At 73.7% G+C, this 14,418-nt stretch carries 10 protein-coding genes and 1 pseudogene; 3 read left to right on the top strand and 8 right to left on the bottom strand.

The annotated features are described in order from the left end of the window. Positions 1-12 precede the first annotated feature (12 nt). From ABZ565_RS20625 to ABZ565_RS20615, 3 genes are read right to left on the bottom strand one after another with little or no spacing between them, the layout of a single operon-like run. On the bottom strand, positions 13-933 hold the full coding sequence (locus ABZ565_RS20625; RefSeq protein ID WP_361028609.1) for an alpha/beta fold hydrolase: 921 nt from the start codon (positions 931-933) through the stop codon (positions 13-15). A 23-nt stretch (positions 934-956) separates the two neighbouring features. Next, on the bottom strand, positions 957-2,201 hold the full coding sequence (locus ABZ565_RS20620; RefSeq protein WP_361028606.1) for a beta-ketoacyl-[acyl-carrier-protein] synthase family protein: 1,245 nt from the start codon (positions 2,199-2,201) through the stop codon (positions 957-959). Continuing rightward, positions 2,198-2,431 carry a phosphopantetheine-binding protein gene (locus ABZ565_RS20615; RefSeq protein ID WP_026171182.1) on the bottom strand — a complete coding sequence of 78 codons (234 nt, stop codon included), beginning with the start codon at positions 2,429-2,431 and terminating at the stop codon, positions 2,198-2,200. The genes ABZ565_RS20620 and ABZ565_RS20615 overlap by 4 nt, the downstream gene beginning before the upstream one ends. Before the next feature lie 333 nt (positions 2,432-2,764). On the opposite strand from ABZ565_RS20615, the gene ABZ565_RS20610 reads away from it, so the two are divergent. Further along, a complete protein-coding gene (locus ABZ565_RS20610) occupies positions 2,765-4,315 on the top strand; it encodes a peptidoglycan-binding protein (protein WP_361028603.1) in 1,551 nt (516 codons plus the stop codon). 34 nt (positions 4,316-4,349) lie between these two features. Here the strand turns inward: ABZ565_RS20610 and ABZ565_RS20605 are convergent, their stop codons facing one another. Beyond that, positions 4,350-4,916 (bottom strand): dihydrofolate reductase family protein, encoded by a 567-nt coding sequence (locus ABZ565_RS20605; RefSeq protein ID WP_361028600.1) that lies wholly within the window; start codon positions 4,914-4,916, stop codon positions 4,350-4,352. 113 nt (positions 4,917-5,029) lie between these two features. On the opposite strand from ABZ565_RS20605, the gene ABZ565_RS20600 reads away from it, so the two are divergent. Together ABZ565_RS20600 and ABZ565_RS20595 are read left to right on the top strand one after the other, a co-directional pair. Further along, positions 5,030-6,076, top strand: a complete 1,047-nt coding sequence (locus tag ABZ565_RS20600) for a hypothetical protein (RefSeq protein WP_361028597.1) — start codon at positions 5,030-5,032, stop codon at positions 6,074-6,076. A 141-nt stretch (positions 6,077-6,217) separates the two neighbouring features. Then, positions 6,218-7,459, top strand: coding sequence for an MFS transporter (locus tag ABZ565_RS20595; protein ID WP_361028594.1), 1,242 nt, complete (start codon positions 6,218-6,220; stop codon positions 7,457-7,459). Positions 7,460-7,475: 16 nt separating this feature from the next. Here the strand turns inward: ABZ565_RS20595 and ABZ565_RS20590 are convergent. From ABZ565_RS20590 to ABZ565_RS20575, 4 genes and pseudogenes are all read right to left on the bottom strand, one after another. After that, a pseudogene (locus ABZ565_RS20590) lies at positions 7,476-7,664 on the bottom strand (SDR family oxidoreductase); the annotation flags it as partial. A gap of 132 nt (positions 7,665-7,796) precedes the next feature. Further along, positions 7,797-11,552, bottom strand: a complete 3,756-nt coding sequence (locus tag ABZ565_RS20585) for a S8 family serine peptidase (RefSeq protein ID WP_361028591.1) — start codon at positions 11,550-11,552, stop codon at positions 7,797-7,799. A gap of 108 nt (positions 11,553-11,660) precedes the next feature. Further along, positions 11,661-12,812, bottom strand: a complete 1,152-nt coding sequence (locus ABZ565_RS20580; RefSeq protein WP_361028588.1) for an XdhC/CoxI family protein — start codon at positions 12,810-12,812, stop codon at positions 11,661-11,663. Positions 12,813-12,846: 34 nt separating this feature from the next. Continuing rightward, entirely contained in the window at positions 12,847-14,304 is a 1,458-nt protein-coding gene (locus tag ABZ565_RS20575) for an NCS2 family permease (RefSeq protein ID WP_361028585.1), read from the bottom strand. Positions 14,305-14,418 lie beyond the last annotated feature (114 nt).

Genomic DNA, 14,418 nt, shown 5'->3' with positions numbered 1-14,418 from the left:
CGGGCGGGCGGTTCAGCCGCCCGCCCGCGGTGACACCGGGGCCGCCGCGCCCGTACGCGGGCGCGGCAGCGGGGCGAGCGGCCGCAGCGCGGGGGCGGGTTCCAGCGGCCGGTCGGTCAGGAAGCGGGCCACCAGGTCCGCCACGTCGTCGGGGCGTTCCAGGACGACCCAGTGGTCCGACTCGCCGATGGTAAGGAAGCGGCTGCCCTCGATCGTCGCCGCGAAGGCCCGCTGGTGGTGCGGCGGGGTCACGGTGTCGTGCTCGCCGGCGAAGACGAGCGTCGGGACCCCGGTCAGCCCGCCGGAGAAGTCCGGGCGGTGCTCCAGCGAACGGCGCAGCGAGCGCTCCGCGTGCGGGGAGTGCGTGAGGGCGTGCACGAAGGACCGGCGCACATAGCGCAGGGCCAGCTCCCGCCGGTGGACCGGCCGCCCGGGGTCCAGGCACATCAGCGCCTCGGCGGTCAGGGCGGCGAGCCCTTCCGCGTCCCCCGCCTCCAGCCGGCCGACGGCCCGCCCCCAGCCGTCGCGCTGGGCGTCGCTGATGTGCGACGGTACGCCGCCGAGGACCAGGCGGGCGATCCGGCCGGGGTCGCGCCGGGCGCAGCCGAAGGCGATGGACGTGCCGTAGGAGAAGCCGAAGAGGTTGACCCGGTCGGCGCCCAGGTCGTCCATGACGCCGGTGACGGCGGCGCACAGGAGGCCGTCCCCGGTGCCGGGCGGCAGCGGGTCGGCGCCGCCCATGCCGGGCAGGTCGACGGTGATCACGGAGGCGTGCGGGCCGAGGTGCTCGTCCATCTGCGGCCAGCCGTGGATCCCCTGGAGCGCGCCGCCGAGGACGACGACCGGTTCGGTGCGGGACGCGGGCCGCGGCAGCACGCGGTAGCGGTAGCGCAGCCCGTCCACGGTGAGGGTCCGGATGATCTCTTGGGTCATGGGGTTCGGTCCTTGAATCCCGGTCATCTGGTGAGGACGAGGGCGGCGTTGTGGCCCCCGAAGCCGAGGGAGGTCTTGACGGCGGCGTCGAACGCCGCGTGCCTGGCCTCCTTGCTCACCACGTCGACCGGGATGTCCGGGTCGGGGGCGTCGAGGTTGACGGTGGGCGGTACGAGCTGGTGCTGGAGGGCGAGGACGGTGAGCACGGTCTCGATGCCGCCGGCGGCGCCGAGGGTGTGGCCGGTCATCGCCTTGGTGGAGGTCACGAGGGGGTGTTCGCCCAGGACCCGGCGGAGCATGGCCGTCTCGATGAGGTCGTTGGAGACGGTGGAGGTGCCGTGCGCGTTGACGTGGCCGACGTCGGCCGCGTCGATCCCCGCGTCCGCGAGGGCGGTGCGCAGCGCGCGTTCGATGCCGAGCCCGTCGGGGTCGGGGGCGACGGCCGAGTAGGCGTCGCTGGACGAGCCGTAGCCGGTGACGTGGGCGCGGACGGCGGCGCCCCGGGCGCGGGCGTGTTCGGGGCGTTCCAGGACGAGGAGTCCGGCGCCCTCGCCGACGACGAAGCCGTCGCGGTGGCTGTCGAAGGGGCGGCAGGCTGCCTGCGGGTCGTCGCGGCGGGTGGAGACGGCCTTGAGGCGGCAGGCGCTGGCGATCAGGAGCCGGGAGCAGACGGACTCGGCGCCGCCGGCGACGACGATGTCGCAGGCGCCGGTGCGCAGCATCTGGTGGGCGGTGCCGATGGCGACGGTGCCGGAGGAGCAGGCAGTGGAGACGGCCTGGCTGGGTCCGTGTGCGCCGAGGTCGGTGGCGACGCTGCTGGCGGCGCCGTTGACGACGGTGAGCGGGGCGAGCTTGGGCGAGACGCGGCGGGCGCCGCGTTCGGTGAGGGCGGTGTGCTGTTCGTCGTAGAAGGGCAGGCCGCCGTGGGCGGAGCCGATGACGACGGCGACCCGGCCGCTGTCCCAGACGGCGGGGTCCAGGCCCGCGTCGGCGACGGCCTCGCGGGCGGCGATGACGGCGAGGTGCGAGAAGCGGTCCATCAGCCGGTGTGCGGCGACGCCGAGTACGGCCCGGGTGTCGAGGCCGGTGACGCTGTACATGAAGTCGCAGGGCAGCCCCTCGAGTTCGGGCCGGTGCGGCACGCAGGGCGCGGTCGCGGGGTCGTTCACCGCGCGCCAGGTGGCCTCGGCTCCGACGCCCGCCGAGGTGACGAGGCCGATGCCGGTGACGGCCGCGGCGAACGGCGCCAGCCGGTGGGGGGCCGTCACGCGGCGGCCTTGCGGCGCACGGCGTCGACCAGCTGGCCGACGGTGTCGCGCGAGGTGAGCTGGACGTCGTCCAGGTCGACGTCGAGCCGGTCCTCGATGAGGAGCCGCAGCTCCTCCAGCGCCAGCGAGTCCAGCCGGAGCTGCCTGAGCGGCACGTCGGGGCGGATCGCCACGGGGTCGGTTCCGAAGTTCGCCGTCAGCAAGGTGCTGATCTCGTCTGCCGTGCTCATGCTCATCGGGCACTTCTCCGCTGTCGTACGCGGTGACGCCTTGCCGCGTGAGATGTGAGTGCCATCGGGGACGCCGGCCGGTCCGGAGTTCTCTGTTATACGCCCTGGCGACGGCGGGCCCGGCCCGCGTTCCCCCGTGCGGTGGGCTGCCGTCCAGGTGTACGAATCCCGCGCGCCGCGCGTGCGCTCACGGGCCGTCAACTCCGCTGGAGTACGAAGAGTTCGACACACCCGTGGGCTGATTGTCATACCTGTGGTGGCTCTCTATCGTGAGCAGGCTTCGTGGCCGACCGGCCCCGTCGGCCGGCCCTCCCCCACACAGCAGGAGCAGGTATGCCCACACGCGCCGCCCGCACCCGGACCCGCGCCTCCCTCCTGGCCGTCCTCACCGCCACCGTCCTCGCCGCGACCGGCACCCCGGCCCTCGCGGCGGCGGGCCCCGGGCACCCGATGGACCGGGCGTTCACACGGGCCGCCGAGGCCTTCGACGTACCGCGCGATCTGCTCGCCGCCGTCGGGTACGGCGAGACCCACCTCGACGGCCACGCCGGACGGCCCAGCCAGGCGGGCGGCTTCGGCGTGATGCACCTGGTCAGCAACCCGGCGCAGCACACCCTGGAACGGGCCGCCGCCCTCACCGGCGAACCGGTCGCCGCCCTGCGCACCGACACCGCCGCCAACATCCTGGGCGGCGCGGCGGTGCTGCGCGGCTACGCGGACGGGCTGGGCCTCGACGCCCGGGACCGCGACGACATCGACGCCTGGTACCCGGCCGTCGCCCGCTACAGCGGTACGCGGGGGACGGCGGCCGCGCTCTACGCCGACGCGGTCTACACCTTCCTGGCCGACGGGCTCGCCGCGCTCACGCCGGACGGCGAGCGGATCACGGTGACCGGGCGGCCGGTCTCCCCGGAGCGGGACGGGGTCCCGGCCGCGGACACCGGTGCCCGGAGCGCCGACTACCCGGCCGCACTCTGGGTCCCGGCCGACCCGAACAACTACACCACCGGCCGGACCGCGAAGATCGACAAGATCGTCGTCCACGTCACCCAGGGCTCGTACGCGGGCTCGATCAGCTGGTTCCAGGACCCGGTGTCCGAGGTGAGCGCGCACTACGTGGTGCGGTCGTCGGACGGGCAGATCACCCAGATGGTGCGGGACGCCGACACCGCGTACCACGCGCGCAGCGCCAACGCCTCGTCGCTCGGCATCGAGCACGAGGGCTTCATCGACGATCCCACCTGGTTCACGGACGCGATGTACCGCTCGTCGGCCGCCCTGACCGCCTCGCTGTGCGACAGGTACGGCATCCCGAAGGACCGGGCGCACATCATCGGGCACAGCGAGGCCCCGGGCAACGACCACACGGACCCGGGCCCGTACTGGGACTGGGACCGCTACATGGAGCTGGTGACCGGCACCGCGGCGGGCGGCGAGACCCGGGACGGGCTGAGCTTCGCCACGTACACGACCCAGCGGTCCGGCTCGACGGGTCCTCAGGTCACCGCCCTCCAGCGGCTGCTGAACGACCAGGGGTACGCGGCGGGCGAGGCCGACGGCAGCTTCGGTCCCGCCACGGCGGCGGCGGTGACGTCGTTCCAGTCGGCACACGGCCTGGACGCCGACGGGGTGGTGGGGGCCAGGACGTGGACGGCGCTGCTGTCGGCCGGGACGACGCCGGTGCTCGCCGAGGACGCGACGGGCGAGGACGTGAAGCGGCTCCAGCGGGCCCTGACGGCGGCGCTGGGCTCGACGGTGGACGCGGACGGCGCCTTCGGCCCGGCGACCGCGACGGCGGTGCGCTCCTACCAGACCGGGCGGGGGCTGACGGCCGACGGAATCGTGGGCGCCGCCACCTGGGCGGCGCTCCAGGCGGGCCGCTGACGGTCCGGTGGCGTCCCGGGCCGGCCCCGGGGCGTCACCGGTCGGCGCGGTCGTAACGGAGCTCCACGACCCCGGTGCCGAAGGTGCGGGTGCCGGTGAGGCGGAGGGGGCGCAGGGTCTCCTCGGCGGGGAACATCGGCTTGCCCCGGCCGATGAGGACCGGGTGGATGTAGACGCGGTACTGGTCGATCAGGTCGTGCGCCGCGAAGGACGCGGCGAGATCGGCGCCGCCGAGGGCGAGGTCGCCGCCGGGCTGGTCCTTGAGGGCCCTGACCTCCTCGGGGACGACCTCGCGGACGATGGTGGTGTTCCAGTCGGCCCGTTCCAGCGTCCGTGAGTAGACGTACTTCGGCATGTTCCGCCAGATGACGGCGAACTCGGCCATCGGCCCCGCGTTGGCCGGGTCCTGGTCGGCGGTGGGCCAGAAGCCGGCCATCAGCTGATGGGTGACGCGCCCGTCCAGCATGCCGCCCATACCGGCCAGTTGCTCGTTGAAGTAGCTGTGGAGCTCCTCGTCCACCGTATGCCAGTCGATGTTCCGGCCCGGCCCCTCGATGAAGCCGTCGAGTGACATCGACATCCAGTAGACGATCTTGCGCATCGGGTACCTCACCGGGCGTTCGCGGGACGGGGTGGGGGAAACCCCGTCGACGTTACCGGGCGGCGGGCCGCCCCCGCTTGACGCCGAGCCGGACCGGCGCGTAGGAGTCGGGGATGAGACTCGGAGAGGCGCGCGCCGCAGCCGCGCACTGGGTGGCCGCGCACGCCCGCCCCGCACCGGACTATCTGGGGGCCTACTTCAGCGGGTCCACGGTCGGGCGGCCGGACGACACGGAGCTGCCGGTCTCCTCGGACGTGGACGTGGTCGTGGTGACGGAGGGGGCCGAGGCGCCCGCGAAGCCCGGCAAGCTGGTGCACCGGGGCGCGCTGCTGGAGATCACCTACGAGCCGTGGTCGCTGCTGGCCGACCCGGAAGCGGTGCTGGGCGCGTACCACCTGGCGGGCGGCTTCCGCCGGGACACGGTCATCGACGACCCGACGGGGCGGCTGCGCGCGCTCCACGCGTACGTCGCGCCGCGCTTCGCCCGGCGGGAGCACGTCCGGCGGCGGTGCCTGGACGCCCGGCACCGCGTCGAGAGCCGGCTCGCCGCCCTGGACACCACGCAGCCGTTGGCCGCCCGGGTGCTGGGCTGGCTCTTCCCCACCGGGGTCACCGCACACGTCCCGCTGGTGGCCGCGCTGCGCAACCCGACCATCCGGCTGCGCTACCCCGCCGCGCGCGACGTACTCACCGCGTACGGGCAGGAAACGCTCTACCCCGAGCTGTTGGCGCTCCTGGGCTGCGCGGAGGTCTCCGCACCGCTGGTGCGGCACCATCTGGCTGAGCTGGAACGGACGTTCGACGCCACGGTCCCCGTCGTGCGCACGCCGTTCTTCTTCGGCAGCGACCTCACCGAGCGGGCGCGGCCCGTCGCGGTCGACGGCAGCCGGGAGCTCATCGACCGGGGCGACCACCGGGAGGCGGTCTTCTGGGTCCTCGCGACCTTCGCCCGCTGCCACACCGTGCTGGCCGTGGACGCGCCCGCGCTGCACACCGCCCGGCTGCCGGCGTTCCGGGAGGCGGTCGCCGACCTCGCCGGCATCGCGCACACCGGGGACCTGCTCGCCCGGCGCGACGAGGTGCTGCGCTTCGTGCCCCGGCTGTGGACGGTCGCGGAGGAGATCATGACGGCCGGCCCGGAGGTCGTCGGGCAGGGCTGATTCTGCTACCTTGCCCGCGTGTTTCCTCCTCGTGCGTAGGACCCCGTCGAGACCGTGCCCGGCGTACCGGGTGCGGCGCTCCGGTGCCCCCGCATGCCCACGGTGCGGCGAGTCCGCGCCGTTCTTCCGAGGAAGACCACCATGCCCACTTCTTCGTACGCCGCCGTCCTGCGCGTCCCGCACGCGGCGCGCACCTTCGCCGCCGCGCTGACCGGGCGGCTCTCCTACGGAATCGCCCCGCTCGCCCTGCTGCTCGCCGTCAAGGACGCCACCGGTTCCTACTCGGCCGCCGGCACGGTGATGGCCCTGTTCGGGGCCGCCAGTGTGTTTTTGTCCCCCGCCCGCGCCGGGCTGATCGACCGGTACGGGCCGCGCCGCGCCCTGCCGCCGATGGCCGGTCTGTACGCGGTGCTGCTCGCCGTCCTCGCCCTGGCCACCTGGCGGCCGGGCGCCTCCTCGCTGGTCCTCGGGGTCCTCGCCACGGCGGCGGGGGCCTGCACCCCGCCGCTGGGCCCGGTCATGCGGACGCTGTGGAGCGAGCTCGTCCCCGACCGGGACCTGCTGCGCCGCGCGTACAGCCTGGACGGGGTGGCCGAGGAACTGCTGTACGTCTCCGGGCCGTTGCTGGTGGGCGTCGCGGTGACGGTCACCGGACCCGCCGTCGCGGTGCTGGCCGGTGCGGTGCTGATCGCGGCCGGGGCGGGGGCGCTGGTGACCTCGCCCGCCGTGCCGCGCGGGAAGCCGGGCCACGGCACCGGGGCGGACGGCTCCGCCGCCCCCGGCCTGCGGCCCGGCGCCGTGCCCGCGCTGCGGCGCGCCGTGCTGGTGACGGCCGCCGTGGGGCTCTGCCTCGGGGCCCTGGACCTGCTGGTGGTGGCCCTGACCGAGGCGATGCGCCGGGCGTCCGCGGTCTCCTGGGTGCTGGCCGCCCTGTCGGCGATGAGCGCGGTCGGGGGCCTGGCCTACGGGGCGCTTCGGTGGCGGGCATCGCTCGGGATGCGGCTGCCGGCGACGGCCGCCGGTCTGGGCGCGGCGGTGGCGGTGGCCGGTCTGGCCGGCAACGTGTACGTGCTGATCGCCGTGGTCGGCGCGGCCGGGCTCTTCGTCGCGCCGGTGCTCACGACCGCGTACCTGATCGCGGACGAGTCGGCGGACGCGGCCCGGCGCACCCGGGCGGGCGCCTGGGTCAACACCGCGTTCAACGCGGGCTCGTCGGGCGGCACCGCGGCGGTGGGGCTGCTGGTGGACCGGCTGCCGCTCGCCCTGTGCTGCGCGGTGGCGGCGGCCCCGGCGCTGCTGTGCGCCGGGGCGGTCGCGGTCTCCGGGGTCCGGCGGGCCCGGGCGGGGACGGCGGAAGCGGCGGAGGTGGTCGGCGGAGCTTGATCGCGCCGTCGTCGGCCATCAGGGTCTGGCCGGTCGTGCGACGGGCGTCGTCGCTCGCCAGGAACGCGACGACGGGCGCGACGTCCGTGCGCGGGTCGCCGTCGAATCGGCCGAGGGGGACCTCGGCCGCGGAGAGGGCGTACTGCTCGGGCCGGGCCTCGGCCCGGGCGGCGACGCCCACGGTCTTCGCCATCGGGCAGACCACGTTGACGACCGCCCGGTCGGCGACCGCGCGGTCCGGGACGTCGCCCCGCAGGAACGCCACCGCGTCCCCACACGAGGCGGCCGCCCACCCGTTTCCCGGGTGGACGGCCGCCTCGTACGAGCGTTCAGCGGGTCACTTCAGGCCGAAGGCCCGGATGATCTCCTGGTCCACGGCGAGGCCGCCGCCGGCCTCGGCGTGGGCCTTGAGCGAGACCGCGGTGGCGCCCTTCTTCGGGGTCTTGAACCCGGCGGTCCAGGAACCCGTCCGGTCCTTCTTGAGCTGCACCGCGCTCCAGGTCTTCCCGTCGTCGTAACTCACCGACAGGGAGGCCTTCGTGGCCTTCACTGCGCCGTCCAGCCACTCCTGCGTGGTGGACGACAGACCGATCTCGGTCCACTTGCCGGCCCGCACGTCACCCGCGAGGTCGGTGGCGACGTCGTAGTCGAGCTGGAGCATCGGGATGTCGACCTGGTACGGACCCTCGGGGTCGTTGGCGCCCGAGACGAAGGACCACTCCGTGTGGGTGCGCACGGACGTCTTCCAGGTGTCCGCGTCGCGCGAGGCGTCGAGCACCAGGCGGTAGGGCAGCTCCTCGGCGGGCAGGTCCCCGACGTAGCCGGCGCGGCCCGGGGCCTCGTCGAGCAGCTTGTCGCCCTGGTAGACCGCGGCCTTGCCGGTGTCGTACTCCTTGTCCGGCATGGCGCCCGAGTGACCGGCGCCGCTGTCCGTCCACGGGGTGACGTTGTACTGGATGTCGCCCCACTGGGAGCGGAACGGCCCCCAGTAGCCGGTGCCGAGGCGCGGCCGGGTGACGGGCGCGAACCAGTCGGCCTTGTTGCTGGACCCGGCGCGGTAGTCCATCTCGCCGCTGCGCTCCTCCAGCGCGGTGTCGGTGCCCTCGGCGTTGTACTGCGCGTGGTCCTCGTACCAGAACGAGGCGCCCGGCAGCGGGGTGACCCATTCGGTGCGGGTCGCGGGGTACTTCTCGTACTCGGCGAAGCCGAGGCCGGGGCCGTACTCGGGGATGTCGTACCGGTAGCCGCCGCCGACGACGTCGCGGTGTCCGTAGAAGGTGTTCTCGATCTTCGCCAGCTCACGGGTCGCCGGGGCGAAGGCGAGCGAGCGGTCCGGGACGGTGCCGTTGTGGCGGTCGACCAGGTCGTAGACGTAGCTCGCGTACTTGTGCTGCTCGACGGTCAGCTTCTTCCCGCGCTGGGCGGCCTTGATCAGGCCCTCCCCGGCGAGCCGCTGGACGGTGGCGACCGGGAGGGCGAGCGTGGTGCCGTAGTCGCCGTAGGACTCCATCAGCCGGCCGTCGTCCTGGTTGACGACGAACAGCGCCTTCGCGCCGGCGGCGACCGCGGCGGCGATCCGGTCGGCCGGGGCCACCGTGTCGCTGCTGCGGATCACGACGGCCTTGCCCTTGGCGTCGAGGTGCTTGTAGTCGGCGGCGGAGCCGTTCCCCGCGTAGACGCCGCGGAGCTTGGCACGGCTGTCCTCGGCGACCGGGGAGCCGTTCTGCACGGTGGCCGGGACGTCCCGTCCGTCGGCGGTCAGGTCGAGCAGCTTCTCGCCCTGGCGCCAGCGGGTCAGGAAGGAGAAGTCGCCCTGGGTGACCTTCTTGGTGGGGCTCGCCCACAGCTGGTCGTAGGTCAGCGGGATCTGGTACGCGTCGCGCTGGACGGTGCCGTCGGGTGCGGTGCGCGCCATGTCGTAGCGCAGCTGGCGGGTCTCGGACTCCTTCGGCGTGCGCACGCTGATCTTGTGGGCCTTGGAGGCGTCGAGCGTGGCCGTGGCCGGCTTGTCGAGGATGATCTCGGGGGCCGCCAGGAAGGCGAGGGCCTTGGAGTCGGCGGTGTCACCCTTGACGTCGGCGGCGGTCCAGGCGGTGTACGTGCCCGGGGGCAGCCTCAGCGTGGTGTCGCCCGCGACCTGGACCGGTGTCAGGTTCGGGTCGCCGAGGGCGCCGAGGACGACGACGCCGTCCATGGGCTTCCCGGCGCGGTCGCGGAGGCGGAGCGTGAGGTCGTAGAGCTCCTGCTCCTTGTTGAGCGCGAAGCCGGTGTGCGCGACGACGGCGCCCGAGGCGTCCTTGGCGACGACCTGGCCGGAGAACGTGGTGCCCGCGTCGGCCTTGGACGGGTCGAGCGTGAGGACGGCCTCGGCGGTGGAGCCGGCCGGGACGGTCAGCCGCTTAGCGGAGAGTGTGTACGCGTCCGATGCGCTGTCCGTCGCCAGGTCCAGGGTGACGTCGGCGGTGCCCGTGTTGCGGTAGGTGATGGTGCGTTCGGTGACCGGGTCGGAGGCGCTGTGCGGCCAGTCGTACGCGGCGACCGCGACGGAGCCCGTGGCCTCGATCTTCGTGTCGATGGCGGCCTTCACATCGACGCGGCCGGTGCCCTGCTCGTACGGGGTGTAGGCGGGCAGCACCTTGGACGAGGACATCAGCGCGTCCTTGATGCGCCGGCCGGTCCAGTCGGGGTGGCGCTGCTTGAGAATGGCGGCGGCGCCGGCGACGTGGGGGGTCGCCATCGACGTACCGTCCATGGACTGGTACATGCCCTCGATGCCGGGGACCGACTGGGAGGCGGCCGCGTTGATGCCGACGCCCGGCGCCGAGAGGTCCGGCTTCAGGCCGTAGCTGCGCACCAGCGGGCCCATGGAGGAGAAGTCGGCGCGGCCGTCCTGCTTGTCGACGGCGGCGATGGTGAGCGCCTCGTCCGCCGAGCCGGGCGAGCCGATGGTGCCGGCGCCGTACGCGTTGCCCGCGGCGATCACGAAGAGCGGGCCGCCGTCCGCCGACAGGGTGTTGACGGCCTGGGCCATCGGGTCGGTGCCGTCGTCCGGGATGCTGGAGCCGAGGCTCATGGAGACGACGTCGGCGCCCTCCGCCTTCGCCCACTCCATGGCCTCGATGATGCCGGAGTCGGCGCCCGAGCCCCCGTCGCTCAGGACCTTGCCGACCAGCAGCCCGGCCTCGGGGGCGACGCCCTTGTTGACGCCGTCGGACGCGGCGCCCGAGCCGGCGATGGTGGAGGCGACGTGCGTGCCGTGGCCGTTCTTGTCGTCCACCTCCTCGCCCGGGACGAAGCTCTTCGTCTCCAGGATGCGGTCCTTGACGTCCGGGTGGTCCTCGTCGATGCCGGTGTCCAGGACGGCGACCTTGATGCCCTTGCCGTCGTAGCCCTCGGCCCATGCCTGCGGGGCGTTGATCTGCGGTACCGAGTCCTTGAGGGCGGCCTCGGCGCGGCCGTCGAGCCAGAGCTTGGCGATGCCGTTGTCCAGCGAGCGGGCCGTGGCGGTGCGCGCGATGTCGTCCCAGAAGGCGCGGGCGGTGTCCTTGCCGGCCTTGAGGGCGGCGCCGTGGATGGACTCCAGCTTCCGGACGGTCTTGCTGCCGCGCGGGGCGGCGGGCAGCGAACGGGCCTTGGCGGCGGGGTAGGTGGCGATCAGCGGGATGCCGCCGGTCGTCCTGTCGTCGTAGCCCATCTTCGCGAGCGCCGAGACGTTGAAGAGGCGGCGGTCCAGCTTGCCGGCGGCGAGGAGGCCCTGCGCCTCGTCGGGGAGGACGTAGATGTCGTCCCCGGCCTGCTGGACGTGGACACCGCCGGTGGCGCCCTCGGGGCGGTCCACGGTGACGGTGTCCTGGTTGCCCGCGCCGTCGGCGTAGTGGACGACGTCACCGGTGACGAGGGTGATGTCGTAGCGGTGAACCGGCCCGGCCGCGGGGGTGGTCCCGGCGGCGGGGGCCGGGGCGGCCGAAGCGGTGCCCGTGACGGGGAGCAGCACGCCGCTCACCAGGGCCGCGGCGGTGGCTATCAGCAGGGTGCGTCGCCCGGCGCGAGCGGGTCTCGCCCGGCCCGTGGCGGTGGAGGGGGTGAATGTCATGGGTGATGATCTACCGGTAAACCGGCCGCCGCGGGACGGTCCGCGCCTGGCGCGAATGTGCCGTGGCGGCTAACCGCCGGTCGTGGACGGCCCGCTCCGGGGTGTACTTCAGGCCACTGAGCCGATCCGGCCCGCCGGGGGCAGGCCGCCGGGGTGGTGGATCGGGGTGTGCGCCCCGGTCAGCGGGGCACCGCTGCCGCCGCGCCGGACGGCGACGATCTCGGCGGCGATCGACAGGGCCGTCTCCTCGGGCGTACGGGCTCCGAGGTCGAGCCCGATCGGCGAGTGCAGGCGGGCCAGCTCCAGCTCGGTCACCCCGGCCTCGCGCAGCCGTTCGTTCCGCTGGAGGTGGGTGCGGCGGGAGCCCATCGCGCCGACGTACGCGACGGGCAGCTTGAGCGCCGCCTCCAGCAGGGGCACGTCGAACTTGGCGTCGTGCGTGAGGACGCACAGGACCGTGCGGGCGTCCACCGTGGTTCCGGCCAGATAGCGGTGCGGCCAGTCCACGACCAGCTCGTCGGCGTCCGGGAAGCGGGCCTTCGTCGCGAAGACGGGGCGCGCGTCGCACACCGTGACGTGGTAGCCGAGGAACTTGCCGGCCCGGACCAGGGCGGCGGCGAAGTCGATGGCCCCGAACACGATCATCCGGGGCGGCGGCACGCTGGACTCCACGAGGAGCGTGAGGGGCTGCCCGCAGCGCGAGCCGTCGGCGCCGATGGTGAGGGTGGCGGTGCGGCCCTGGTCCAGCAGGGCGCGGGCCTCGGCCGCCGCGGTGCGGTCCAGCTCGGGGTGTCCGCCGAGCCCGCCCTCGTCATCCCCCTCGGTGCGCACGAGCAGGGGGCGGCCGAGGAGTTCGGCGGGGCCCTCGGTGACGCGGGCGACCGCGGCCGCCTCGCCGCGCGCGGCGGCGGTCAGCGCGGCGGCGAACACCGGCCGGGCGGGGTCGTCCGCCCGGACCGGGGTCACCAGGATGTCGATGACACCGCCGCAGGTCAGGCCGACCGCGAAGGCGTCCTCGTCGCTGTAGCCGAAGCGTTCGAGGCGGGTCAGACCGTCGTCGAGCGCCTGTTGGCACAGCTCGTACACCGCGCCCTCCACGCACCCGCCGGAGACCGAGCCGATCGCGGTGCCGTCGCGGTCGACGGCCAGCGCGGCCCCCGGCTGGCGGGGGGCGCTGCCGCCGACGGCGACGACGGTGGCCACGGCGAAATCGCGTCCCTGCCCGGCCCAGCGGTCGAGCTCTTCGGCGATGTCCAGCATCTCGGTCTCCTTGGCGGGTGAGTGGGGCGGCGGGTCAGCTGACGCCGAGCCAGCTCTCGATCGGGTGCAGGGCGAAGTAGACGACGAAGATCACCGTCAGGCCCCACATGAACGCGCCGACCTCGCGGGCCCGGCCCTGGGCGGCCTTGATGGCGACGTACGAGATGACGCCCGCCGCCACACCGGTGGTGATGGTGTACGTGAACGGCATCAGGACCACCGTCAGGAACACCGGGATGGCCACGGAGCGGTCGCTCCAGTCCACGTGCCGGGCGTTCTGCATCATCATCGCGCCGATGACCACGAGAGCGGCGGAGGCCACCTCGGCGGGCACGATCGCGGTGAGCGGGGTGAAGAAGAGGCAGGCGGCGAAGAACAGGCCGGTGACGACGGAGGCCAGGCCGGTCCTGGCCCCCTCGCCGACGCCGGTCGCGGACTCCACGAAGACCGTCTGCCCGGAACCGCCGGCGACACCGCCGATGGCGCCGCCGGCGCCGTCGATGAACAGCGCCTTCGACAGGCCCGGCATGCGGCCCTTGTCGTCGGCGAGCCCGGCCTCCGTACCGACACCGATGATGGTGGCCATGGCGTCGAAGAAGCCCGCGAGCACGAGGGTGAAGACGATGAAGCCGACGGTCATCGCGCCGACGTCGCCCCATCCCCCGAAGTCGACGTCGCCGAAGAGCGAGAAGTCCGGCGAGGAGACCGCGGAGCCCTTGAGCTCCGGCGGGCCGCTGCTCCAGATCTTGGGGTCGACGTCCGCCACCTTGTTGATCACGACGGCGACCACGGTGCCGACGACGATGCCGATGAGGATCGCGCCGGGGATGTTGCGGGCCTGGAGCATGAAGATCAGCAGCAGGGTGACCGCGAAGACCAGGACGGGCCAGCCGGCGAGTTCACCGGCCGGGCCGAGGGTCACCGGGGTCGCGGTGCCCTTGCCGACGAAACCGGCCTTGTAGAGCCCGATCAGGGCGATGAACAGACCGATGCCCATCGTGATGCCGTGCTTCAGCGGGAGCGGGATCGCGTTCATGATCAGCTCGCGCAGACCGGTGACCACCAGGAGGCAGATCACCGCGCCGTACATCACGCACATGCCCATGGCCTGGGGCCAGGTCATTTCGGGGGCGACCTGCGAGGACAGGACGCCGGAGACGCTGAGGCCCGCGGCGAGCGCCAGCGGGACCTTGCCGACGAAGCCCATGAGCAGGGTGGTCGCCGCCGCCGCGAGCGCGGTGGCGGTGATCAGGGCGGGCTGGCTGAGCAGATTGCCGTCGACGTCCTTGCCGCCGAGGATCAGCGGGTTGAGCAGAAGGATGTACGCCATGGCCATGAAGGTCGTGACACCGCCGCGCACTTCCCGGGCCACGGTCGAACCGCGGTCGGATATGTGGAAGTACCGGTCGAGCCACGATCTGCCGGCGGGGACGCGCGAGCCGGGGCCCGCGTCCTCCGCACCGGTCTTCGGCTGCACTGACTGCTGGGTCATGATGCCTGACTCCCAAGGTTCACAGGGGCACCCGCGATGAAGAATCGAAATGCGGGATTTGGGATGACTGCGCTGGCGGCACGACCCGGGGGACGGCCCGAGACGAACTGTTCA

Origin of the sequence: Streptomyces sp. NPDC016469 (assembly GCF_040632905.1) — a bacterium.
Taxonomy (GTDB): domain Bacteria; phylum Actinomycetota; class Actinomycetes; order Streptomycetales; family Streptomycetaceae; genus Streptomyces.
This window is presented reverse-complemented; position numbering and strand designations above follow the sequence as displayed.

Excerpts from the sequence above, each read along its gene's own strand:
- ABZ565_RS20585 (WP_361028591.1), bottom strand. The coding sequence starts at position 11,552 with ATGACATTCACCCCCTCCACCGCCACGGGCCGGGCGAGACCCGCTCGC.
- ABZ565_RS20615 (WP_026171182.1), bottom strand. The coding sequence starts at position 2,431 with ATGAGCACGGCAGACGAGATCAGCACCTTGCTGACGGCGAACTTCGGA.
- ABZ565_RS20610 (WP_361028603.1), top strand. The coding sequence starts at position 2,765 with ATGCCCACACGCGCCGCCCGCACCCGGACCCGCGCCTCCCTCCTGGCC.
- ABZ565_RS20600 (WP_361028597.1), top strand. The coding sequence starts at position 5,030 with ATGAGACTCGGAGAGGCGCGCGCCGCAGCCGCGCACTGGGTGGCCGCG.
- ABZ565_RS20605 (WP_361028600.1), bottom strand. The coding sequence starts at position 4,916 with ATGCGCAAGATCGTCTACTGGATGTCGATGTCACTCGACGGCTTCATC.
- ABZ565_RS20580 (WP_361028588.1), bottom strand. The coding sequence starts at position 12,812 with ATGCTGGACATCGCCGAAGAGCTCGACCGCTGGGCCGGGCAGGGACGC.
- ABZ565_RS20625 (WP_361028609.1), bottom strand. The coding sequence starts at position 933 with ATGACCCAAGAGATCATCCGGACCCTCACCGTGGACGGGCTGCGCTAC.
- ABZ565_RS20595 (WP_361028594.1), top strand. The coding sequence starts at position 6,218 with ATGCCCACTTCTTCGTACGCCGCCGTCCTGCGCGTCCCGCACGCGGCG.
- ABZ565_RS20575 (WP_361028585.1), bottom strand. The coding sequence starts at position 14,304 with ATGACCCAGCAGTCAGTGCAGCCGAAGACCGGTGCGGAGGACGCGGGC.